The organism is Streptomyces sp. NPDC001137 (assembly GCF_040298885.1).
Lineage (GTDB): Bacteria > Actinomycetota > Actinomycetes > Streptomycetales > Streptomycetaceae > Streptomyces.
This window is the reverse complement of record NZ_JBEPBA010000034.1, coordinates 1-21,048: the sequence shown is the minus strand read 5'-3', so window position 1 is coordinate 21,048 and position 21,048 is coordinate 1. Positions and strand designations below refer to the sequence as shown.

Below are 21,048 nucleotides of genomic sequence, written 5' to 3'. Positions count from 1 at the left end.
GTGGTCAGCCGCGCAGGGCTTCGACGGCTTGTGCCAGGGCCTGCGGCACATCCGGTACGAGCGCGTGCGCACCGTCGCGTACGACATGCCGGCCGCCCACGACCGTGTGCCGTACGTCGGCAGCGCTCGCCGCGAATACGGCGGTCTCGGCGCCGAGCCTGGGCAGCGGCCCCGCTGTCCTGACGGAGTCGAGCGCGATCGTCGTGAGGTCGGCGAGGGCGCCCTGTTCGATCCTGCCCGCCTCGTCCCAGCCGAGGGCGGCGTGACCGTCGGCCGAGGCCGCGCGCAGGAGTGCCGCGGCGGTCCAGTGACCGCGGCTGCGGGTGCGCAGGCGCTCGTTGAGCTCCATCGCCCGCGCCTCTTCGAACAGGTCGATGACGGCGTGGCTGTCGGAGCCGAGTGAGAGCGGGGAGCCCTCGTTCTGCAGGGCGACGGCCGGCCCGATGCCGTCCGCGAGGTCCCGCTCGGTCGTCGGGCACATGCAGGTGCCGGTGCCGGAGCCGCCGATGAGGGAGATGTCCTCGGCGGTGAGGTGGGTGTTGTGGACTCCGGTGGTGCGCGGGCCGAGCACCCCGTGCAGGGCGAGGAGCTGGGTCGGGGTGCACCCGTGGACCTCCAGGCACGCCTCGTTCTCGGCGGTCTGCTCCGACAGGTGCACATGGAGCGGGGCCCGCCGCTCCTCGGCCCACCGTGCCACGGTCGCCAACTGGTCCGCGGGCACGGCCCGTACGGAGTGGATCGCCGCACCGATCCGCGCGTGGTCCCGTTCCTTGAGAACTGAACAGCGTTCGGCCCAGGCCTCCGCGCTCCCGTCGGAGAAGCGCAGCTGGTGGGTGTTGGGGGGCTCGCCGCCGGGCCGGTTGGAGAGACCGGAGGAGAGGTAGAGGGTGTCGAGCAGGGTGATGCGGACGCCGGCGTCGGCGGCGGCCGCGATGAGGGCCTCACCCATGGCGTTGGGGTCGGCGTAGGGGGTGCCGCCGCGGGCGTGGTGGACGTAGTGGAACTCGCCGACGGAGGTGACGCCCGCCAGCGCCATCTCGGCGTACACGGCGCGGGCGAGGGCGTGATAGGTCTCCGGGGTCAGCTTGTCGGCGAACGAGTACATGACCTCGCGCCAGGTCCAGAAGGTGCCGGAGCCGACCTGGACGGTGGAGCGCAGGGCGCGGTGGAAGGCGTGCGAGTGGGCGTTCGCCAGCCCGGGCAGCGTGAGTCCGCGCAGGATCTCGGCGCCGGGGGGCGGGGTGGGCACGTCGGTGCGGACGGCGGTGATGCGGCCGTCCGCCACCTCGACGGCGACTCCCGGCTCGACGTGGGTGTCGAGCCAGGCGTGCTCCAGCCAGTACGTCCGTGTGCGGGGGTGCGTCACCTGCAGGCCAGCCCTTCCAGTACGTCGGCGAGTGCGAGCACCCCGGCCACGCAGTCGTCCTCGGCGGCGAACTCGGCCGGGGAGTGCGAGACACCCGTGGGGTTGCGCACGAACAGCATGGCGGTCGGGATGCTCCCGGAGAGGATTCCGGCGTCGTGTCCGGCACCGGTACCCAGGACGGGGACCGTGATGTCGGTGTCCTTGCCGAGGATGCGGGCCAGTTCGTCGCGCAGGGCGTGGTCGAACTCGACGACGGGCGTGAAGGACTCACGGACGACGTCGAGGTCGATGCCGTGTGCGGCGGCGTACTCGCGGGCGGCGTTCTCGATCCCGCCGACCACGGCGTCGAGGCGCTCCTGGTCCTCGGCGCGGGAGTCGAGCCAGCCGCGCACGAGCGAGGGGATCGCGTTGACGCCGTTGGGCTCGACGGCGATCTTGCCGAAGGTGGCGACGGCACCGGCGAGTTCGGCCTCCCGGCGGGCGGCGAGCACGGTCTCGGCGTACGACAGCATGGGGTCGCGCCGGTCGACGAGCCGGGTCGTGCCGGCGTGGTTGGCCTCGCCCCGGAAGTCGAACCGCCAGCGACCGTGCGGCCAGATGGCACTGGCGATGCCGACGCGGTCGCCGGACAGGTCCAGCGCCCGTCCCTGCTCGACGTGCAGCTCGACGAAGGCGCCGATGCGCCCGAGCCGCTCCGGGTCCGCCCCGATGGCCTCGGGGTCGTACCCGGCGGCCTCCATGGCCCTGGGCAGACTGATCCCGTCCCCGTCGGTCAGCTTGTGCGCGTTCTCCACGGTGAGCTGCCCGGCGGTGAGCCGCGAGCCGACGCAGGCCAGCCCGAACCGGGCGCCCTCCTCGTCACCGAAGTTGACGATGGCGAGCGGCCTGCTGAACTCCACTCCCCTGCCGCGGAGTTCGTCGAGCGCGGCAAAGGAGGACACGACACCCAGGGGCCCGTCGAAGGCACCCCCGTCGGGCACCGAGTCGAGATGCGACCCCGTGACGACGGCGTCCCCGGCCCCCGGATCGCCGAGCCAGGCCCACTGATTCCCGTTCCGGTCGACCTCGTACGCCAGCCCACGGGCCTCGGCCTGCTCCTGGAACCAGGCCCGGCACTCGACATCGGCCCCGGTCCAGGCGAAGCGCCGGTAGCCGTGGGAGTCGGGGTGCTGCCCGATGGGCAGCAGTTCGCGCCACATGGAGTGGAACGAATTACCACCGGCAGGCTGCGAGGCGCCCGCCTGTCCAGGCTGTGGAGCGTCAGGCCGTCCAGGCTGTGGGCAGTCGTTCCGCAGGGCGGAACGGGTGGGCACAGCCGAACCCGCAGGCGGCGACGAGACCGCAGCCCCCACCGGACGGTTGCCGCGCCGCTCATCTCCCGGAAGGGTCACGCCTCGTCACCCTCGCGCATGGGAACCCGCACACCCCGCTCGTCGGCGACCGACTCGGCGATGTCGTACCCGGCGTCGACATGCCGGATGACACCCATCCCGGGGTCGTTCGTCAGCACCCGCCGGATCTTCTCGCCCGCCAGCTTGGTGCCGTCAGCCACGGACACCTGCCCCGCGTGAATCGACCGCCCCATGCCCACACCGCCACCGTGGTGGATGGACACCCACGACGCGCCGGACGCCACGTTGACCATGGCGTTCAGCAGCGGCCAGTCGGCGATCGCGTCCGAGCCGTCGAGCATGGCCTCGGTCTCGCGGTACGGCGAGGCGACGGACCCGCAGTCGAGGTGGTCGCGCCCGATGGCGAGCGGAGCCGCCAGCTCACCGGAGGCCACCATGTCGTTGAAACGCTCCCCGGCCTTGTCCCGCTCGCCGTAGCCGAGCCAGCAGATACGCGCGGGCAGACCCTGGAAGTGGACCCGCTCCCCCGCCATCTTGATCCAGCGCGCGAGGGACTCGTTCTCGGGGAAGAGGTCCAGGATCGCCTTGTCGGTCTTCGCGATGTCGGACGCCTCACCCGACAGCGCGGCCCACCGGAAGGGCCCCTTGCCCTCGCAGAACAGCGGCCGGATGTACGCCGGCACGAAGCCGGGGAACGCGAACGCCCGCTCGTACCCGGCGAGTTGGGCCTCGCCGCGGATCGAGTTGCCGTAGTCGAAGACCTCCGCACCGGCGTCCATGAAGCCGACCATCGCCTCGACGTGCCTGGCCATCGACTCCCGCGCGCGCACCGTGAACCCGGCCGGGTCCTTCGCCGCCGCGTCCGCCATGTCGTCGAAGTCGACGCCCAGCGGCAGGTACGACAGCGGGTCGTGGGCGGAGGTCTGGTCGGTGACGATGTCGATGGGGGCGCTCTCGGCGAGCATGCGCGGCAGCAGTTCGGCGGCGTTGCCCAGCAGGCCGATGGAGAGCGGGCGGCGGGCGTCGCGGGCCTCGACCGCGAGCTGGAGGGCGTGCTCCAGGCTGTCGGCCCTGACGTCCAGGTAGCGGTGCTCGATGCGGCGCTCGATGGCACGCGGGTCGCAGTCGATACAGATGGCGACGCCGTCGTTCATGGTCACGGCGAGGGGCTGGGCGCCGCCCATGCCGCCGAGGCCGGCCGTCAGCGTGATCGTCCCGGCGAGAGTGCCGTTGAACTTCTTCGCGGCGACGGCGGCGAAGGTCTCGTAGGTGCCCTGGAGGATGCCCTGGGTGCCGATGTAGATCCAGGAGCCGGCGGTCATCTGGCCGTACATGGTCAGGCCGAGGGCCTCCAGGCGGCGGAACTCCTCCCAGTTGGCCCAGTCGCCGACGAGGTTGGAGTTGGCGATGAGGACGCGCGGGGCCCACTCGTGGGTCTGCATGACGCCGACCGGGCGGCCGGACTGGACCAGCATGGTCTCGTCCTGCTTCAGCCCCTTCAGGGTCCGCACCATCGCGTCGAAGGAGCGCCAGTCGCGGGCCGCCTTGCCCGTGCCGCCGTAGACGACGAGCTTGTCGGGGTGCTCGGCGACCTCCGGGTCGAGGTTGTTCTGCAGCATCCGCAGGGCGGCTTCCTGCTGCCATCCCAGGGCGCTCAGTTCCGTACCGCGCGGCGCTCGGACGGGGCGGGGTCCTGACATGGTCTGCCTCCTAGCGGATTGTTGCTGCTGTTATTCACATCCTGACGTCCTGAATAGAACTAGTCAATACATCCGGGGGCCAGCATGGGCCGCCCGCAGATGTTTGGCTGGATGCACAGGCACGGACGGCGAGAACGGGGGATGGCATGGACGGCGGGTACAGGGACGGAGACGGGGCCGAGCGGGCGGCCCGGCGCGACGACGCGGTGCGGGCCGCCGTGGAGCAGGGGCTGCTGGGACCCGGCACCCCCATCGTGGGGCTGCTCGACGTCACCGGCATCCGGGAGGCGGCCGCCGGGCTGCGGGCGGCGTTCGACGCGGTCACGGCGCCCGGCACGCCCGTGCTGCACGCCTTCGCGGTGAAGGCGACCCCGCTGGTGCCGGTGCTGCGACTGCTGCGCGCGGAGGGGATCGGCGCGGAGGTGGCGAGCCCTGGCGAGCTGGCCCTCGCGCGGGCGGCGGGCGTGCCGCCGAACCGCACGGTTCTCGACTCGCCCGCGAAGACCCCGGCCGAGCTGCGGGAGGCGCTGGCGCTGGGCATCGCCGTCAACGCGGACAACCCGCAGGAGCTGGACCGCATCGACGCCCTGATGCTCCCCCATAGCCCGAAAGGCATGGGAGGTACCCCCATGGCGACCAGCCGCTCCCCGCTTGGAATCCGGGTGAATCCGCAGGTCGGCGGGGGTTCCATCGGAGCGACCTCGACCGCGACGGCGACCTCGAAGTTCGGGGTGGCGCTGCGTGACGAGGGGGCGCGCGAATGGGTCGTGGGGGCGTACGCCGACCGCCCGTGGCTGAGCCGGCTGCATGCGCACACCGGGTCGCAGGGCATTCCGCTCTCGCTGATGGTGCAGGGCGTGGCCGAGACGTATGCGCTCGCCGAGGAGATCAACCGGCGGCTCGGGCGCCCGCAGATCGACACGCTCGACATCGGCGGCGGACTGCCGGTGAACTTCGGCTCGGACGACACGACACCGACGTACGCGCAGTACGCGCGGCTGCTGAGCGAGGCGGTGCCGGGACTGTTCGACGGGCGGTACGGGCTGGTCACCGAGTTCGGGCGGTCACTGCTGGCCAAGCACGGCACGGTGGTGGCCCGGGTGGAGTACGCCAAGAGCGCGGGCGGGCGGCCGGTCGCGGTCACGCACGCGGGTGTGCAGGTGGCGACGCGGACGGTCTTCGTACCGGGGGCCTGGCCGCTCAGGATCGCCGCCTACGACGGCAAGGGGCGCCCCAAGGTGGGCCCGGAGGTCGTGCAGGACGTGGCGGGGCCGGCCTGCTTCTCGGGCGACCTGCTGGCGGAGGGGCGGGCGCTGCCGCTGCTGGAGCAGGGTGACTACGCGGCGGCGCTGGACACGGGCGCGTACTACTTCGCGCACCACTACGCCTACAACTCGCTCGCCCGGCCCGGGATCTACGGCTTCGCACCGGACGGGGCCGGGGGCATCGCCTTCGCGACCGTCCGGGAGCCGCAGAGCCTCGACGAGATCGTGGCCGAGTCGGGAGGGGCGCACACGGACTCGCTCACCACCCTCCGGGCGCCTGACCCCCGTTGACGTACGCCGGTGGATGTGATGGTCAACTACATGTGAATCAAGGCAAGTTGACCCACCTTAGTCGCCCGGCGCATGTTCCACCGGAAAATGCCAGAACACTCACTCCTCGCGCACACGTTGCGTAGTTTCGGCGTCACTCAGCCGAACCGCAGGCGGGAGGGGAGCCACGGTGCCCGGAATCGACGAGTGTCTGCTGGAAGCGATGCGACTGCCAGGTGCCCGGGGGGCCGCGCTGATCGACTGGATGAGCGGGCTGGCCCTGGGCGCCGTGGGCGAGTTTCCCGGCGGCGACCAGGAGACGGCCGCGGTGGAGGCCGCCGAGATCGCCCGGCTCGCCGCCGAACAGCATGCGTTCGCGCCGGACGACGATCCCGACGACGGGGCGGCCGCCGACGCCGATCCGCCGGTCGAGGACCTGATCGTCAGCAACCGGGACAGCTATCACGTGCTGCGGTTCGTGGGGGCCTCCTTCGACGGCAGCGTGTTCCTGCACCTGTGGCTGGCCCGCGCGGAGGGCAATCTGGCGCTGGCCCGCATCCGTCTGGGCGAGATGGCCGAACGGCTGGTGCTGGCATGACCGCCGTCCGGACGGCCGAACCCCCGCGTCTGCCCGTGCGCAACAAGACCGCGGCCGGCGAGCGTGGGTGGGGCGGTGTCTCCCCGATGCTGACCCGGCTCGCCGCCGAGCGGGCCACCGGCGTCCTGGTCCGCGAGCGCGGCACGCTCCACCTCGCCGAGGGCTTGGTCGTACACGCCGAGAGCCCGTCCGCCCCCGGCCTGGACACCCTCCTCACGGCCCACGGCACGCTCACCCCCGAGGCCTGGCAACGGGCGCTCACGGAGGCGGAGGACGGTCACGGCGTCGGCGGCCGCCTCGTCGACAGCGGCCGTCTCGCCTCCGGCGCCCTGGAGGTGTGCCGGCTGACGGCCCTGTACGACGCCGCGTACTTCGCCCTCGCCCCCAGCAGCACGCCCGGCCGCTTCCGTTACGGCACCGCGCACCCGCCCGGCCCGGTCCAACCGGTCCCGGTGGCCGCCCTGGAGCACGAGACGCTGCGCCGCCGTGATCTCCTCCACCGCATCTGGCCGGATCCGAGGACGGACGAGGCCCCCCTGCTCCGCGCGGACCCCGTGGCGGCCCCCGCCCTCACCCGCCGCCAGCGGAGCGTGCTGGCACGGGTGGACGGCGTACGCACGGCACCGGACATCGCGCGCGAACTGGGCCGCCCGGCCTTTCACACGCTGGTGGACGTGCGGCGGCTGACGGCGGCAGGGGTCGTCTCGCCACTGCCCGGGCCGGCCCAGCCGCCACCACCTCAGCCACCGCCCCCGCCACCGGGCACCGAACAGCTGCCGCCCGATCCCCACACCACCTTGCTGAAGAGGCTCAGGGATGCGCTGGAGGCCCTTTGACTGGTTCGAGAGGAGACACCGGATGGCTGCCGACCCCCACGTCCTCGAAGAGCTGCGCCGTCTGAGAGCCCGCGTCCCCCAGCTCACCGGCGCCCTCGCGACCGGCCTCGACGGGCGCGTCCTCGCCCACGACACCCCGGGCGTGGAGCCGAACGGCATGGCCGCGCTCGTCGAGACCGCGCACGGAGCAGCCGTGAAGCTGGCGGACGCGACGGGGCAGGGAGAGTTCCGCGAACTGCTCGTCCGGGGCGGGTACGGCTATGTGGCCACGTACGCGGCGGGCGGCGCGGCCGTGCTGACGCTGCTCGCCCAGGACCGCGTGAACGTCGGCCGGCTCCTCCTGGAGGGCCGCCGGGCGGCCGCCCGCATCGGTGAGCTCGGCGACAGCCGTACGGCATCCGCGCACCAGGCCGGGCCGGCCAAGGAGCCCAAGACGGCGAAACCGGAGACCAAACCGGCCGCCACAAGGACCAGAACCCCGCGCGCACCACGCACCACGACGACCAACGCGCGCACCACCACGGAAAGTTGAGAGGAACCGAGGAGCACAGTCATGGCCAACACCGAAACCGCACTGAAAGAGGCGCTCGCCTCCATCGAGGGCGCCACCGGCGTCGCGCTCGTCGACTACACCAGCGGCATGGCGCTGGGCACGATGGGCGGCAGCAAGGGCTTCGACCTGAATGTCGCCGCCGCCGGCAACACCGATGTCGTCCGCGCCAAGATGCGCACCATGGAGCACCTCGGGCTGAAGGGCCAGATCGAGGACATCCTGATCTCGCTGAGCGACCAGTACCACCTGATCCGCCTGATCAGCGGCCGCGGCGGCAACGGTCTCTTCCTGTACCTGGTGCTCGACGCCAAGAGGTCCAATCTGGCGATGGCCCGCCACCAGCTCAAGAAGATCGAGGAGGATCTCGAAGTCTGAGTGCCCGTCCGCTAGACGAGCGCCGCGGTGCGGCGCCGGGCCCCGCCCGGAGCCGCGTCGCCCGCCGCGATGCCCGTGCTGCGGTACGCCTTGACGGCCTTGCCTGCCGGGCGGCCGCCGCTCGCGGCGAGCCAGTCGACCCGCACCCACAGCAGGACGTCGTCGGCCCGTTCCCGCCGCCCGAGCCAGGCGGCCTTCAGCCGCAGCCCGGTGCCGCATCCGGCGAGCAGCATGCCTCCGGCGGCGGGCACCACGAACGCGCTGCCCACGGCCGCCGCGAAGGCGAGCAGCAGCCACCAGCGGTGCCCCCGGCGCCAGTTGCGCACGCTCACCGCGCGGTCCTGGAGCACGTCGTGCCTGCCGGCGCGGGCGGCCGCCCGGGCGAGTGCGGCGTACCGCCTGCGGCGGGCGTACGAGACGACGGCCGCGGCGACGATGAACAACGCCGCTCCCGCCATGAGCCCGATCCGCCGGCCCGTGACCCCCGGCACCAGCACCCCGACACCCGCTGCGAACACCCCGGCCCACCACAGGGGTGCGGCTCCGGCCCGTACGACGACGGCCACCCGAGCCAGTCCCTGAGCCCTGCCCTCTCCGCGTGCCACGTCCGTCTCCCGTCTCATCTCTGTGCGGCATCCGTGAGACGCACGTTAACGAGGCAACGTGAGACGAATCTGAAAACGTGGGCCTACTCCACGAACAGCCCCCGCGCCGCAGCCCGCGCGTCGAACTCCTCCAGACGGGCCTGCGCGTCCGGCAGGTCGTCGCACATCGCCTCCAGCAGGACGCGGCCGAGCAGCATCGGCGCGCAGGCGGTGTCGAAGGCGAGCCCCGTGCCGACGGCGGCGGGCAGCAGCAGGTCGGAGACCTTGGCGACCGGCGCGAAGGCCGAGTCGGCGACCGTCACCACCGTCAGGCCGGCCTCCTTCGCGAAGGCCAGCGTGTCCACGACCTCGCGCGGATGCCGGGGCAGAGCGAAGCACAGCAGCGCCGTCGCCCCGGCCCGTACGGCGGCCTCGATGCGGTCGTGGATCATCGTGCCGCCCTCGTTGAGCAGCCGTACGTCCGGGTGGACCTTGGCGGCGAAGTAGCCGAAGCCGTAGGCCTGGGAGGCGGCGGCGCGCAGGCCGAGGACGGGCAGCGGTCGGGAGGCCGCCAGCAGCCGGCCCGCCTTCTGCACGGGCCGGGGGTCGGCCAGCAGTTCGGCGAGGTGCCGGAGGTTCTCGATCTCGGCCTCGACGGCCTGCTGGTACTCGTTGTACGAGCCGGCGTCCCCGGACTGTTCGGCGGGGGCGACCTCGCGCAGGTGCTTGCGCAGCGCCGGATAGCCGTCGAAGCCGAGGGCGACGGCGAAGCGGGTCACGGACGGCTGGCTGACCCCGGCCAGTTCGGCCAGCTCCACGCTGGACAGGAACGGCACGTCGGCGGCGCGCCGCACCATGCTGTGCGCGATGCGCCGCTGGGTCGGCGTCAGCCGGTGCCCCTCGAAGAGCGCCTGCAGCCGCCCCGCCGGACTGTCCACCACGCTCGATTCCCTCTCCGTGCTCATGACCCGCTCCCCCTCCAGATGTCCGTGAACCGGTCCAGCAGTGCGGCCGCCGCCGTCACGTCCTCCGTGAGCGGCCGGTCGGCCTGGTCGGCCGCCAGTACCGACTCGGCGAGTTCCAGCGCCCGGCCCACCGGGAGGTCCGGTTCGGGCCGCAGGTCGCGCTGGCGCAAGGCCCGTACCGCGGCGACCAGTTCGCAGCCCACGACGAGACGGTACGCGCGGCAGGCGCGCAGTGTCTGACGTGCGGCGAGCGAGGCGAAGCTGGCCTGTTCCTCGACGCCCCGGGAGAGTACAGCGTGCCCGAGCGAGGCGGGAGCGGAGAAGGCCCGCAGATCACCGAGGGCGGCCCCGGCGGCGTACTCGAGGATCATCACGCCGGAGGAGGCGGGCACGTCGTCGGCGAGGAAAGGCCGCAGCCGGGTGAACGCGGGCTCGTTGAGCGTGGAGAGGCGGGAGGTCGACAGCCGGGCCACCTGGGTGAGGGACAGCCTGAAGTGGTCCAGAGCCAGGGCGAGTTGGGCCTGGTAGAAGCCGCCGTGGTGGTAGGCGGCCATGTCCTCGGGTGAGATCAGGGGGTTCTCGGCGGCCGCGTTGATCTCGATCGCGACGACCTCCTCCAGGTCGTCCGCCGCGTCCAGCGCGGGCCCGTGGATCTGGGGAAGACAGCGGAAGCCGTACGGGTCCTGGATCCGGCCGAGGGGAGGCGTGGGCCGGTCCGCGGCACCGAGCAGCTGCCGCATCCGGCGGGCGACCTCGCTGGAGCCCCGGTGCGGGCGGGCGGCGTGCACGGGGGCGGCGTACGCCTCGTGCGAGCCGTCGACGGCCAGCAGGGAGAGGGCGGCGACGACCTGGGTGGCCTGCACAAGGCCGCGCAGTTCGTGCAGGGCGAGCGCGGACTGGCCGAGGGTGAGGGCGTTGCTGCTGATGAAGGCCAGCGCGTCGTTGTTGTCGAGCTGCTGCGGCTTGGGGGCGCCCGGCCCGCGCCAGGGGTGCTCCCCGGCGAGCGCGAGGCCCGCCTGGGCGAGGGCCGCGATGTCGCCGGTGCCGACCGAGCCGAACTCGTTGACCACCGGATGCGCCCCGCTCTCCAGCGCCTCGCACAGCGCGGTCACGACGGTGGGCCTGAGCCCCGCACCACCCGCGAGGAGCTGGTTGGCGCGGACGGCGAGCATCGCCCGCACCTCCCGTGCGGGCAGTTCCTCGCCGATCGCGCCGGCGTGGCTGCGCAGCAGCCTGAGCCCGTGTTCGGCGGCCGCCTCGGTGGGCACGTCCTCATTCCGGTTGGCGCCCACGCCGGTGGAGCGGCCGTAGACGCGCCCGGTCGCGGCGATCTGCCGGGCGGCGTCCCAGGACTCCTCGACGCGCCGCATCGCCTCGCTCCCGGGGACGGGCCGCGCACTTCCGTCGGCGAGGTGCACGACGTCCGCGACGCCGAGACCGACCCCGTCGAGGACGACGAGCCCGGTGCCCCCGGAGAACGCCGCGGGCGGTGTGTCCACGATCCGAGACGACATAAGACCCCAATCTCCCCTCAATCCGGACACTCGATCTTGCTCTTCGGTCATCTGTTACCTCGGATTAACACCAACCCGTTGACAACCTATTCAGCTACCAAGAACTCTGCATGACGTTATACAGCCGGGCAAGGGACAACTCATGATCCAGTTCGACGCGGTCCACAAGCGCTTCCCCAACGGCACGACAGCAGTCCACGACCTCTCCCTGGAAATGCCGGAAGGGGGCGTGACGGTCCTCGTCGGATCTTCCGGTTGCGGCAAGACGACCACTCTGCGGATGGTCAACCGCATGGTAGAGCCGACCTCCGGGACCATCCGGGTCGGCGGCAAGGACGTCACGCGGCAGGACGCCGCCGAGCTGCGCCGCTCCATCGGGTACGTCATCCAGCAGTCGGGGCTGTTCCCGCACCGCACGGTGCTGGACAACATCGCCACCGTGCCGCTCCTGCTCGGCTGGGGCCGCCGCAAGGCCCGCGCCCGGGCCGCCGAGCTGCTGGAGACCGTCGGCCTCGCCGCCGACGCCGGCAAGCGCTACCCGCACCAGCTCTCCGGCGGCCAGCAACAGCGCGTGGGCGTGGCCCGCGCCCTGGCCGCCGACCCGCCCGTCCTGCTGATGGACGAGCCGTTCGGCGCGGTCGACCCGGTGGTGCGCACCCAGCTCCAGGACGAACTCCTGCGCCTGCAGAAGGAGTTGAGCAAGACCATCGTCTTCGTCACCCACGACGTCGACGAGGCCGTGCGGCTCGGCGACCAGATCGCCATCTTCCGCACCGGCGGCCATCTGGTGCAGTGCGCCGCCCCCGCCGAGCTCCTCGCCCGCCCGGCCGACGACTTCGTGGCCGACTTCCTCGGCGCCGAGCGCGGCCTGAAGCTGCTCTCGCTGAAGACCCTCGCGGACGTCCCGCAGGGCCCGGCCCCCGAGGGCGGCGCCTGGACCCTCGTACTCGACGAGGCACGCAAGCCCCTGCACTGGGCGGCCAAGGACGCCGAACTCCCCGTACGCCCGCTCAAGGACACCGACTCCCTGCTGTCGGCCCTCAACGAGTCCGTCGCCTCCCCCACCGGCCTGATCGCCCGCGTCGACGCGGACGGCGTGCTCACCGGGGTCTCGTCCCGCGACGACATCCACGAGCACGCGGGCCAGGCGCACACGGAAGCCCGGGTGGCCGCATGACCATCGACTGGTCGTGGATAGGCGACCACACCGACGACCTCACCAGCCTCACGGTCTCCCACCTCCAGGCCGCCCTGACCGCCGTCTTCTTCGGCGTCCTGATCTCACTGCCGCTCGCGGTGGTCGCGCACCGGGTCCGCCCCCTGCGCGGCTTCCTGCTCGGGTTCTCGAACGTCCTGTTCACGATCCCGTCGATCGCGATCTTCGTCCTGCTGCTGCCGATCAGCGGTCTGACCCGCACCACGACCGTCATCGGCCTGACCGTCTACACCCTGGTCGTCCTGCTGCGGAACACCGTCGAGGGCCTCGACTCGGTCCCCGCCAAGACCAAGGAGGCGGCGAAGGCGATGGGCACGCGCCCGCTGCGCACGCTCCTCACCGTCGAGTTCCCGCTCGCACTCCCCGTGATCATGGCGGGCGTCCGTATCGCGACGGTCATGTCGATCTCCCTGGTCTCCGTCGCGACCTACATCGGCGACGGCGGCCTCGGCCAGCTCTTCACCGACGGCTTCCAGCGCGACTTCCCGACCCCGGTGATCGTGGGCGTGGTCCTCACGATCCTCCTCGCCGTGGTCGCGGACGCGCTGCTGGTGGCCCTCCAGTACGCCCTCACCCCGTGGAAGAGGCGGCGAGCCTGAGATGTACGAACTCCTCAAGAACCTCGGCAGCTGGCTGACCAGCGGCTCGCAGTGGACCGGCCCGGACGGCATCGCCCACCGCCTCGCCGAGCACCTCCAGTACTCCCTCCTCGCGACCCTCATCGCGGCCGCGATCGGCCTCCCCCTAGGCCTGCTGATCGGCCACACCGGCAAGGGCGCCTTCCTCGCCATCAACCTGTCGTCCTTCGGCCGCGCACTGCCGACCGTCGGTCTGGTCGTGCTGGTCTTCCTGGCCGGCGGCCTGTCGATGCTCCCGGTGTACGTCGCGCTGGTCGCGCTCGCGGTCCCGGCGATCGTCACCAACACCTACGCCGGGATGACCGCCGTCGACCCGGACGTCCGCGACGCCGCCCGCGGCCAGGGCCTGCGCGGCCACCAGGTCCTGTTCCAGGTCGAGCTGCCCCTGGCGCTCCCCCTGATCATGACGGGCCTGCGCCTGGCGCTGATCCAGGTCGTCGCCACCGCCACGATCGCCGCGTACGTCTCCTTCGGCGGCCTCGGACGCTACGTCTTCGACGGCCTCGCCCAGCGCGACCTCGTACAGGTGCTGGGCGGCGCGGTGCTGGTCGCCGTGGTCGCCGTCCTCCTCGACATCGCGCTCTCCACCCTCCAGCGCTTCCTCTTCCGCCACCGCACCGCCTAGGGACTCTCCGATGAACCGACGCACTCTCCTCGGCGGCCTCTTCGCCGCGGCCTCCGTCCCCGCCCTCTCCGCCTGCGCGAGCGGCATCACCTCCCTCGACGGCCAGGGCTCGGCCGCCGGTGGCGGCGGCTCCAGCAAGGGCGGAGTCACCATCGGCACCGCCAACTTCACCGAGAACCAGGTACTCGGCTACCTCTACGCGGCCGTACTCCGGCAGGCCGGTGTGAAGGTGAAGGTCCGCCCCAACCTCGGCACCCGCGAGATCGTGATCCCCGCCCTGAAGAGCGGCGACATCGACCTCCTGCCCGAGTACCAGGGCGCCCTCCTCAACTACCTGGCCCCGAAGGACGATTCGGCGGAGCCCGGCACCATGCAGAACGCGCTCACGCTGGCGATGCCCAGCGGCCTCCAGGTCCTGCCGTACGGCCAGGCCGCCGACTCCGACTGTTTCGTGGTCACCCGGGAGACCGCCCGGAAGTACGGCCTGACCACACTCGCCGACCTGGCGAAGCAGAACGGCAAGCTGGTCATCGGTGCCGCGCCCGAGGTGAAGAAGCGCCGGGTGGGCGCGATCGGCCTGAAGGACGTCTACGGCGTGGAGTTCAAGGAGTTCAAGTCGCTGGACTCGGACGGCCCGCTGGTCAAGGGCGCCCTGAAGAAGGGCGACGTGGACGTGGCGAACCTCTTCACCACCGACACCGACATCGCCGCCCACGGCTGGGTGGTGCTGACCGACCCGAAGAACCTGATCCCCAGCCAGCACATCGTGCCGCTCATCGCCGACCGCAAGGCCGACGACAAGGTCCGCAAGGCCCTCGCCAGGCTCGGCAACGTCCTGACGACCGCCCAGCTCACCCAGCTCAACAGCCAGGTCGACAACGACAAGAAGGACCCCGAGGACGTGGCCGACGCCTACGCGAAGCAGCACGGGCTGGCCTGATCAACCGATCACGAGATCAAGTGATCAAGAGATCAAGAAGCGGTATCCGTGCGGCGATGATCCGACGACGAATCAGCCAAGTGTCATTAAATGGACACCCAGGGTGACTGATCGCATGCATACGGTGAAGGTGCGCTATCAGCACGACACCTGAGGATGCGTCATGGCCTCGAACCGCAGGGCCTTTCTCGCCGCCACCGCCGTCGGCGCGCTGGCCGCCACCCCCGCGTCGGCGGCCCCCGCCGATCCCCTGGAAACCACCGCCCGCCCCCGCCCGACGACCGCCCGCGCCGCCCTGGCCGAACTGCTCGCCGGCAACCGGCGCTACGCCACCGGCGGCTCCCGCCACCCCGACGAGGGGCTGCTGCACCGGCACGCGCTGGCGGCCGGGCAGCACCCGTTCGCGGTGGTCGTCGGCTGCATCGACTCCCGGGTACCGCCGGAACTCGTCTTCGACCAGGGCCTCGGGGACCTGATCTGCATAAGGACGGCCGGACAGGTGCTGGACGAGGCGGTGCTCGCCTCCATCCAGTACGGCGTCCAGGAACTGCACATCCCGCTGGTGCTGGTGCTCGGGCACGAGCGCTGCGGGGCGGTCGCGGCGACGCTGGACCATCTGCGTACGGGCGCCCCGGTCCCCGGCCATCTGGAGCTGCTGGTGGACGAGATCGCCCCGGCCGCTCGCCGCACCCGGCGCCAGTCCGGCGACTGGGCCGAACTCACCATGCGGGCCAACACGGTCTGGGTACGGGACGCCATCCGCGCGGATTCCGCGTTCGCGGCGGCCACGGTGACGGCGGCCAGGTTCGACCTGGACACCGGGCTCGTTTCGGTCCTGCCCTGAACCACTTCCACCACGTCGAGCCGTCAGCGGGGTCGGCCGGAGCCACCGCAGGGTCCTGGAGACCTTCGGTGTCCTCCCGGTCAGCCCCAGCCCCGACAGGGGGGCTATCCCCAGTGCGGTGAGCGCCCCCGCTCCCTAACGTGGGTTCCCATGACGGGATTGGAGACGGGGATGGACGCGCGGGACGCCGAGCTCAAGAAGGAACTCAACGCCACCCTCCAGGCGCGCAGGGAACTGGGCGAGGAGTACGAGTCGGCGCTGGTCGACTCCTTCCTGGAGAAGGTCGACCAGCGCATCGACGGTGCGGTGGAGCGACGGGTGCGCCGGCAGCTCGCCGAGCAGCAGATGGTGGTGGCCCGGGGGGCGCGGGCGCCGAAGCCGCCGACGGACTCCTGGGGAGAGCGCTTCGGCTTCGGCATCGTCTCGCTGGTCCTGGCGATCCCGCTGTCCGCGATCGGCGGGGGCATCGGCCATCTGGCAGGCCTGTTCATCACCTGGGCCGGCATCGTCGGCGTGAACGCCTTCCAGGCCGCCCGCGTCAACCCGGCCCTCTTCGGCCGCCGTCGCCGTTCCGCCAAGGACGAGGACCGCTGGGAGGACTGACCTCACACCTGGCGGGTCGGCAGCACCATGATCTGCCGCAGATTGACGTGGCGGGGACGGCTGCTCACATACGCCACCACATCGGCGACCTCCGCGGCCGACAGCGAGCCCAGCGCCTCGACCATTCCCAGCACCTGCTCCTGCAGCGAGTCGCTGTCGATGTGCTGCGCCAGCTCGGTCTCGGTCAGCCCGGGCTCGATGTTGGTGACGCGCACGTCACGCGGCCCGAACTCGCCGCGCAGGGACTGCGAGAGATAGGTGACGGCGGCCTTGGTCGCCCCGTACACCGCGTAGTTGGGGAACGTGATGTGCGCGCCGACGGACGAGATGTTCACGAGGTCGGCGCTGCGGCCGTCCGCGGCCGCGCCCACCAGATCAGCGGTGAAGGCGCGGATCACCCGCAGCACACCGCTGACATTGGTGTCGAGCATCCGCTGCCACTCGTCGACCCGCCCGTCGTCGACGGGGTTCGGCAGCATGACACCGGCCGAGTTCACCACCAGGTCGACGGTCCCGTAGGCGGCATGGATCCGCTCGACGGCCGCGTCCACCGACCCGCCGTCGGTCACGTCGGCGACCACGGCGAGCGCCTGCCCGCCGTTCGCCCGGATCTTCGCCACGATCCCGTCCAGCCGTTCCCGGCGGCGCGCCAGCAGCGCGACCCTGGCGCCCTGCGCCGCCAGCAGCACGGCGACGGCCTCTCCGATCCCGCTCGCGGCCCCGGTGACGACAGCGGTACGGCCGGCCAGGTTCTCGTACGACATGAGTGCTCCTTGGCAAGGTGGTTCGAGGAAAGCCACCCGGGCATCCGCCCGGCGACACCAACCACCCTGCGCCGCCGCTCCGGCCCTACCCAGGGATGAGCTTTTCCTGGGTCTGCCAGTACCAGGTTCGAATCCCGCCCCTCCCCTACGATCGAACCCATGGACGGGGACCTCGGAGATTTCCTGCGCTCGCGCCGCGCCCGCATCCGGCCCGAGGAGGTGGGGCTGGCCTCGCACGGCCGGCGCCGCGTGCCCGGCCTGCGCCGGGAGGAGGTGGCGCAGCTGGCCGGAGTGAGCGTGGATTACTACATCCGCCTCGAACAGGGGCGCGGCCCGAGCGTTTCGGACGCGGTGCTGGACGCCATCGCGCGCGTGCTGCGGCTGGACGAGGAGGAACACGCGTATCTGTACGCGGTGGCCCGTCCGCAGAAGAAGCGCGAGCGGCGCCGGGCCGCGCCCCGGGTCCGCCCCGGCATCCAGGTACTGCTCGACGGCATGGCGCACAACCCGGCGTTCGTCCTCGGGCCCGCGATGGACGTCCTGGCCTGGAACGCGCTCGCCGACGCCCTGATGGGCTTCAGCCGGATGCCGGCCGCCCGGCGCAACATCGTCCGCCATCTGTTCCTGGACCCGGACGGCCGTACGGTCTACCCCGACTGGGCCGCGGTCGCCGCCCAGACCGTGGCCCATCTGCGGCTGAACGCGGGCGCCCGCCCCGACGACCCCGGCCTGCGCGATCTCGTCGGCGAGCTCTCCCTCAAGAGCGAGGACTTCCGCCGTCTGTGGGCCGACCACCAGGTCAAGGCCTGCATGTACGGGGTCAAACGCGTCCAGCACCCGGTCGCGGGCCTGCTGACGCTGCCGTACGAGTCGCTGACGCTCCCCTCGGAACCGGACCAGACCATCGTGGCGTACACCCCGGAGGCGGGCTCGGAGACGGCGGAGAGGCTCGCCCTGCTGGGCAGTTGGGCCACCACGGGCGCATAGCCCGGCAGAAAAGGATTTGCGCGGGGACCGCCGCACCCCCGTTGCCGGGGGGCGGGACGACGGCGGTCCCCGCGTGGGACGTTGACCGGGTCAGGGCCGGGTCTCACGTCCGGGCGTCCATGGAGGTCCGGGAGCCGCTCCGGAGGTCCTTGGACGTTTCGGTGCCGGCTGGGGCGGGGAGCCGCTCCCGCCCTGCCGACACCCACTAATGTGCCGGACCCGTGTTAAGCGTGTGCTGCGTGGACGTGACACGCTCGTACCACTTCGAGGAAGTCCACCACTTCGGTAGGCAAACGTAAGTTCGCCTCCCGCACCCGCCGTTCACCGGACGTTTGCCGCTACTTCCCGCCCTTGGCGAGGAAGGCCAGCAGGTCCTGCCGGCTGACCACGCCGGTCGGCTTGCCCTCGACGAGGACGATCGCCGCGTCCGCGGCGCCGAGCACGGACATCAGGTCGCCGACCGGCTCGCCGGAGCCCACCTGGGGCAGCGGGGCGGACATGTGCTTCTCCAGCGGGTCCTCCAGGGAGGCCCGCTTGGTGAACAGTGCGTCGAGCAGCTCGCGCTCCACGACCGAGCCCACGACCTCGGCGGCCATGACGTCCGGGTGGCCGGCGCCGGGCTTGACGATCGGCATCTGAGAGACGCCGTACTCGCGCAGCACCTCGATGGCCTGCCCGACCGTCTCGTCCGGGTGCATGTGGACGAGGGACGGGATCGCGCCGTGCTCCTTGTCGCTCAGAACGTCCCCGACGCGGGCGCTCGGGCCCTCGTCCTCCAGGAAGCCGTAGTCGGCCATCCACTCGTCGTTGAAGATCTTGCTGAGGTACCCGCGGCCGCTGTCCGGCAGGAGCACCACCACGACGCCGTTCTCGTCCAGCCGCTCGGCGACCCGCAGGGCCGCCACGACCGCCATTCCGCAGGAGCCGCCGACGAGCAGGCCCTCCTCCTTGGCGAGCCGCCGGGTCATCTGGAACGAGTCCTTGTCGGAGACCGCGACGATCTCGTCGGCGACGGTCCGGTCGTAGGCGGTGGGCCAGAAGTCCTCGCCCACCCCCTCGACGAGGTACGGCCGCCCGGAGCCGCCCGAGTAGACGGATCCCTCGGGGTCGGCGCCCACGACCTGGACGGAGCCGTCGCTGACGTCCTTGAGGTAGCGCCCGGTGCCGGAGATGGTGCCACCGGTGCCCACACCCGCCACGAAGTGGGTGATCTTCCCCTCGGTCTGCTCCCACAGCTCGGGGCCGGTGGAGTGGTAGTGGGAGAGGGGGTTGTTGGGGTTGGAGTACTGGTCGGGCTTCCACGCTCCGGGCGTCTCACGCACCAGCCGGTCGGAGACGTTGTAGTACGAGTCCGGGTGCTCGGGGTCGACGGCCGTCGGGCAGACGACGACCTCCGCCCCGTACGCCCGCAGCACGTTGATCTTGTCCGTGCTCACCTTGTCGGGGCACACGAAGATGCACTTGTACCCCTTCTGCTGGGCCACGATGGCCAGGCCGACACCGGTGTTCCCGCTGGTCGGCTCCACGATCGTCCCGCCGGGCTTGAGCGCGCCGCTCTCCTCCGCCGCCTCGATCATGCGCAGGGCGATGCGGTCCTTCACGGAGCCGCCGGGGTTGAAGTACTCGACCTTGGCCAGGACGGTCGCCCGGATGCCCTTGGTCACGCTGTTGAGCCTCACCAGCGGGGTGTTGCCGACGAGACTGATCATCGAGTCGTGGAAATGCACCGTTGTCTCCGGATGCTTGCAAAAGAAGTGGTCGTGATTGTCCCGCCAGCCTAAGGCTCACGAGAGCCGTTCACTCCTCGTTGAGATTGGTGAACGGCCTGTACGGGGCAAGGAGTGGATGTACGGCTTCGAGGAGGTGGCGGCGACGCATGACGAGCATGTCGAGGGCGAGGGTGGCCCGGCGGATCGCGGCCGGCGCGGCATACGGCGGTGGCGGGATCGGGCTGGCCGGCGCGGCCGCCGTCGGCCTGCTGCTGGCGGAGGTCCGGATGGCCAGGCGCCATGTGGGCAACGGCTCCGGCGGCCGGGTCCCCGTGGCGGACGGCCTCTACGGCACCGCGTACGCCACCCCCGACGAACCACCCCTGCGCCTGACGATGCTCGGTGACTCCACGGCGGCGGGGCAGGGCGTGCACCGGGCGAGCCAGACACCGGGCGCCCTCCTGGCCTCCGGGCTGTCCGCGGTGGCGGAACGCCCGGTGGAACTCCACAACGTGGCCCTCCCGGGGGCCACGTCCGACGACCTGGACCGCCAGGTGGCGCTGGTCCTGGCGAATCCCGCGCTGGTGCCGGACATCTGCGTGATCATGATCGGCGCGAACGACGTCACCCACCGGATGCCGCCGACCCGTTCGGTCCGCCATCTCTCGTCGACGGTACGGCGGCTGCGCACGGCCGGTGCGGAGGTGGTGGTGGGCACCTGCCCCGACCTGGGCACGGTGGAACGGGTCCAGCAGCCCCTGCGCTGGCTGGCCCGCCGGGCCTCCCGCCAGCTGGCGGCGGCGCAGACGATCGGCACGGTGGAACAGGGCGGGCGGACGGTGTCGCTGGGCGACCTGCTCGGACCGGAGTTCGAGGCGAACCCCCGTGAGCTGTTCGGGCCCGACAACTACCACCCCTCGGCCGAGGGCTACGCCACGGCGGCGATGGCGGTACTGCCGACGGTCTGCGCGGCCCTGGAACTGTGGCCGGCCGAGGAGGAGCGTCCCGACGTCACCCGCCGCGAGGGGTTCCTGCCGGTGGCCAAGGCGGCCGCGGAGGCCGCATCGGAGGCGGGCACGGAGGTCACGGCAGCGATGCCGACGGGTCCCCGTGGCCCCTGGGCCCTCCTCAAACGCAGGCGTCGGCGCCGCGTCCCGGAGCCCGAACGGGCCCCCGTGCAGCAGCCGTCCCAGTGATTCTCGCCCCCGCCGCCCCTACCCGTCCCGTACCGGGGGCCAGCCCCCGGACCCCCGCTCCTCAAACGCCGGAGGGGCTGATTTTTCGCCGGCCGGGGTTTGATCTTTCAGCCCGTCCGGCGTTTGAGGACGAGGCCGTTCAGGCCGA

21 protein-coding genes are annotated in these 21,048 nt (G+C 71.9%); 13 read left to right on the top strand and 8 right to left on the bottom strand.

All coding sequences use genetic code 11. The annotated features are described in order from the left end of the window. Nucleotides 1-4 precede the first annotated feature (4 nt). The 3 genes from ABT254_RS41760 to hutU all read right to left on the bottom strand — a co-directional run bounded on the left by ABT254_RS41760 (nucleotide 5) and on the right by hutU (nucleotide 4,418). On the bottom strand, nucleotides 5-1,366 hold the full coding sequence (locus tag ABT254_RS41760) for a formimidoylglutamate deiminase (protein ID WP_351482709.1): 1,362 nt from the start codon (nucleotides 1,364-1,366) through the stop codon (nucleotides 5-7). Beyond that, nucleotides 1,363-2,565 carry an allantoate amidohydrolase gene (locus tag ABT254_RS41755; protein WP_351482707.1) on the bottom strand — a complete coding sequence of 401 codons (1,203 nt, stop codon included), beginning with the start codon at nucleotides 2,563-2,565 and terminating at the stop codon, nucleotides 1,363-1,365. The genes ABT254_RS41760 and ABT254_RS41755 overlap by 4 nt, the downstream gene beginning before the upstream one ends. 188 nt (nucleotides 2,566-2,753) lie before the next feature. Beyond that, nucleotides 2,754-4,418 carry a urocanate hydratase gene (gene hutU, locus ABT254_RS41750; RefSeq protein ID WP_351482705.1) on the bottom strand — a complete coding sequence of 555 codons (1,665 nt, stop codon included), beginning with the start codon at nucleotides 4,416-4,418 and terminating at the stop codon, nucleotides 2,754-2,756. A 146-nt stretch (nucleotides 4,419-4,564) separates the two neighbouring features. Between hutU and ABT254_RS41745 the strand changes: the two genes are divergently transcribed. The 5 genes from ABT254_RS41745 (at nucleotide 4,565) to ABT254_RS41725 (ending at nucleotide 8,315) form a co-directional block, all read left to right on the top strand. Further along, entirely contained in the window at nucleotides 4,565-5,974 is a 1,410-nt protein-coding gene (locus tag ABT254_RS41745) for a type III PLP-dependent enzyme domain-containing protein (RefSeq protein WP_351482703.1), read from the top strand. A gap of 169 nt (nucleotides 5,975-6,143) precedes the next feature. After that, the gene (locus ABT254_RS41740) at nucleotides 6,144-6,551 is read left to right on the top strand and encodes a hypothetical protein (protein WP_351482702.1); all 408 of its coding nucleotides are present in this window, start codon (nucleotides 6,144-6,146) and stop codon (nucleotides 6,549-6,551) included. Further along, nucleotides 6,548-7,387 (top strand): transcriptional regulator, encoded by an 840-nt coding sequence (locus ABT254_RS41735; RefSeq protein ID WP_351482701.1) that lies wholly within the window; start codon nucleotides 6,548-6,550, stop codon nucleotides 7,385-7,387. Before ABT254_RS41740 ends, ABT254_RS41735 begins: the two co-directional genes overlap by 4 nt. Before the next feature lie 22 nt (nucleotides 7,388-7,409). Further along, nucleotides 7,410-7,919 (top strand): roadblock/LC7 domain-containing protein, encoded by a 510-nt coding sequence (locus ABT254_RS41730; protein ID WP_351482699.1) that lies wholly within the window; start codon nucleotides 7,410-7,412, stop codon nucleotides 7,917-7,919. A gap of 21 nt (nucleotides 7,920-7,940) precedes the next feature. Further along, on the top strand, nucleotides 7,941-8,315 hold the full coding sequence (locus ABT254_RS41725) for a roadblock/LC7 domain-containing protein (protein WP_351482697.1): 375 nt from the start codon (nucleotides 7,941-7,943) through the stop codon (nucleotides 8,313-8,315). 11 nt (nucleotides 8,316-8,326) lie between these two features. Here the strand turns inward: ABT254_RS41725 and ABT254_RS41720 are convergent, their stop codons facing one another. The 3 genes from ABT254_RS41720 to ABT254_RS41710 form a co-directional block, all read right to left on the bottom strand. Beyond that, the gene (locus ABT254_RS41720) at nucleotides 8,327-8,938 is read right to left on the bottom strand and encodes a hypothetical protein (RefSeq protein ID WP_502972142.1); all 612 of its coding nucleotides are present in this window, start codon (nucleotides 8,936-8,938) and stop codon (nucleotides 8,327-8,329) included. Nucleotides 8,939-9,003: 65 nt separating this feature from the next. Then, nucleotides 9,004-9,864, bottom strand: coding sequence for a MurR/RpiR family transcriptional regulator (locus tag ABT254_RS41715; RefSeq protein ID WP_351482693.1), 861 nt, complete (start codon nucleotides 9,862-9,864; stop codon nucleotides 9,004-9,006). Beyond that, nucleotides 9,861-11,378, bottom strand: coding sequence for an aromatic amino acid ammonia-lyase (locus ABT254_RS41710; protein WP_351482691.1), 1,518 nt, complete (start codon nucleotides 11,376-11,378; stop codon nucleotides 9,861-9,863). Before ABT254_RS41710 ends, ABT254_RS41715 begins: the two co-directional genes overlap by 4 nt. Nucleotides 11,379-11,520: 142 nt before the next feature. On the opposite strand from ABT254_RS41710, the gene ABT254_RS41705 reads away from it, so the two are divergent. The 6 genes from ABT254_RS41705 (at nucleotide 11,521) to ABT254_RS41680 (ending at nucleotide 16,244) form a co-directional block, all read left to right on the top strand. Further along, complete coding sequence (locus ABT254_RS41705; RefSeq protein ID WP_351482689.1) at nucleotides 11,521-12,555, top strand: ABC transporter ATP-binding protein; 1,035 nt, start codon at nucleotides 11,521-11,523, stop codon at nucleotides 12,553-12,555. Next, complete coding sequence (locus ABT254_RS41700; RefSeq protein WP_351482687.1) at nucleotides 12,552-13,193, top strand: ABC transporter permease; 642 nt, start codon at nucleotides 12,552-12,554, stop codon at nucleotides 13,191-13,193. Before ABT254_RS41705 ends, ABT254_RS41700 begins: the two co-directional genes overlap by 4 nt. Nucleotide 13,194: 1 nt before the next feature. Next, nucleotides 13,195-13,857: an ABC transporter permease gene (locus tag ABT254_RS41695; protein WP_351482685.1), complete on the top strand. Its 663-nt coding sequence runs from the start codon at nucleotides 13,195-13,197 to the stop codon at nucleotides 13,855-13,857. Between the two features lie 10 nt (nucleotides 13,858-13,867). Beyond that, the gene (locus ABT254_RS41690) at nucleotides 13,868-14,797 is read left to right on the top strand and encodes an ABC transporter substrate-binding protein (RefSeq protein ID WP_351482683.1); all 930 of its coding nucleotides are present in this window, start codon (nucleotides 13,868-13,870) and stop codon (nucleotides 14,795-14,797) included. Between the two features lie 163 nt (nucleotides 14,798-14,960). Beyond that, complete coding sequence (locus tag ABT254_RS41685) at nucleotides 14,961-15,641, top strand: carbonic anhydrase (RefSeq protein WP_351482681.1); 681 nt, start codon at nucleotides 14,961-14,963, stop codon at nucleotides 15,639-15,641. Nucleotides 15,642-15,812: 171 nt separating this feature from the next. Beyond that, nucleotides 15,813-16,244, top strand: a complete 432-nt coding sequence (locus ABT254_RS41680) for a hypothetical protein (protein WP_351482802.1) — start codon at nucleotides 15,813-15,815, stop codon at nucleotides 16,242-16,244. 2 nt (nucleotides 16,245-16,246) lie between these two features. Here ABT254_RS41680 and ABT254_RS41675 read toward each other — a convergent pair whose 3' ends face one another. Next, nucleotides 16,247-17,008: an SDR family oxidoreductase gene (locus ABT254_RS41675; protein ID WP_351482679.1), complete on the bottom strand. Its 762-nt coding sequence runs from the start codon at nucleotides 17,006-17,008 to the stop codon at nucleotides 16,247-16,249. A gap of 159 nt (nucleotides 17,009-17,167) precedes the next feature. Between ABT254_RS41675 and ABT254_RS41670 the strand changes: the two genes are divergently transcribed. After that, nucleotides 17,168-17,995, top strand: a complete 828-nt coding sequence (locus ABT254_RS41670; RefSeq protein ID WP_351482677.1) for a helix-turn-helix transcriptional regulator — start codon at nucleotides 17,168-17,170, stop codon at nucleotides 17,993-17,995. Between the two features lie 338 nt (nucleotides 17,996-18,333). On the opposite strand, the gene ABT254_RS41665 is transcribed toward ABT254_RS41670, so the two are convergent. Beyond that, nucleotides 18,334-19,722 (bottom strand): cystathionine beta-synthase, encoded by a 1,389-nt coding sequence (locus ABT254_RS41665; RefSeq protein ID WP_351482675.1) that lies wholly within the window; start codon nucleotides 19,720-19,722, stop codon nucleotides 18,334-18,336. Between the two features lie 149 nt (nucleotides 19,723-19,871). Between ABT254_RS41665 and ABT254_RS41660 the strand changes: the two genes are divergently transcribed. Next, on the top strand, nucleotides 19,872-20,900 hold the full coding sequence (locus tag ABT254_RS41660; protein ID WP_351482673.1) for an SGNH/GDSL hydrolase family protein: 1,029 nt from the start codon (nucleotides 19,872-19,874) through the stop codon (nucleotides 20,898-20,900). The last annotated feature ends 148 nt before the right edge of the window (nucleotides 20,901-21,048 follow it).

What these genes read in the sequence shown, in the direction of transcription:
- ABT254_RS41745 (WP_351482703.1), top strand. Translation starts at nt 4,565, where the DNA reads ATGGACGGCGGGTACAGGGACGGAGACGGGGCCGAGCGGGCGGCCCGG.
- ABT254_RS41715 (WP_351482693.1), bottom strand. Translation starts at nt 9,864, where the DNA reads ATGAGCACGGAGAGGGAATCGAGCGTGGTGGACAGTCCGGCGGGGCGG.
- ABT254_RS41730 (WP_351482699.1), top strand. Translation starts at nt 7,410, where the DNA reads ATGGCTGCCGACCCCCACGTCCTCGAAGAGCTGCGCCGTCTGAGAGCC.
- hutU (WP_351482705.1), bottom strand. Translation starts at nt 4,418, where the DNA reads ATGTCAGGACCCCGCCCCGTCCGAGCGCCGCGCGGTACGGAACTGAGC.
- ABT254_RS41710 (WP_351482691.1), bottom strand. Translation starts at nt 11,378, where the DNA reads ATGTCGTCTCGGATCGTGGACACACCGCCCGCGGCGTTCTCCGGGGGC.
- ABT254_RS41720 (WP_502972142.1), bottom strand. Translation starts at nt 8,938, where the DNA reads ATGAGACGGGAGACGGACGTGGCACGCGGAGAGGGCAGGGCTCAGGGA.
- ABT254_RS41675 (WP_351482679.1), bottom strand. Translation starts at nt 17,008, where the DNA reads ATGTCGTACGAGAACCTGGCCGGCCGTACCGCTGTCGTCACCGGGGCC.
- ABT254_RS41700 (WP_351482687.1), top strand. Translation starts at nt 12,552, where the DNA reads ATGACCATCGACTGGTCGTGGATAGGCGACCACACCGACGACCTCACC.
- ABT254_RS41705 (WP_351482689.1), top strand. Translation starts at nt 11,521, where the DNA reads ATGATCCAGTTCGACGCGGTCCACAAGCGCTTCCCCAACGGCACGACA.
- ABT254_RS41755 (WP_351482707.1), bottom strand. Translation starts at nt 2,565, where the DNA reads ATGTGGCGCGAACTGCTGCCCATCGGGCAGCACCCCGACTCCCACGGC.
- ABT254_RS41725 (WP_351482697.1), top strand. Translation starts at nt 7,941, where the DNA reads ATGGCCAACACCGAAACCGCACTGAAAGAGGCGCTCGCCTCCATCGAG.
- ABT254_RS41695 (WP_351482685.1), top strand. Translation starts at nt 13,195, where the DNA reads ATGTACGAACTCCTCAAGAACCTCGGCAGCTGGCTGACCAGCGGCTCG.
- ABT254_RS41690 (WP_351482683.1), top strand. Translation starts at nt 13,868, where the DNA reads ATGAACCGACGCACTCTCCTCGGCGGCCTCTTCGCCGCGGCCTCCGTC.
- ABT254_RS41735 (WP_351482701.1), top strand. Translation starts at nt 6,548, where the DNA reads ATGACCGCCGTCCGGACGGCCGAACCCCCGCGTCTGCCCGTGCGCAAC.
- ABT254_RS41670 (WP_351482677.1), top strand. Translation starts at nt 17,168, where the DNA reads ATGGACGGGGACCTCGGAGATTTCCTGCGCTCGCGCCGCGCCCGCATC.
- ABT254_RS41660 (WP_351482673.1), top strand. Translation starts at nt 19,872, where the DNA reads ATGACGAGCATGTCGAGGGCGAGGGTGGCCCGGCGGATCGCGGCCGGC.
- ABT254_RS41685 (WP_351482681.1), top strand. Translation starts at nt 14,961, where the DNA reads ATGGCCTCGAACCGCAGGGCCTTTCTCGCCGCCACCGCCGTCGGCGCG.
- ABT254_RS41680 (WP_351482802.1), top strand. Translation starts at nt 15,813, where the DNA reads ATGGACGCGCGGGACGCCGAGCTCAAGAAGGAACTCAACGCCACCCTC.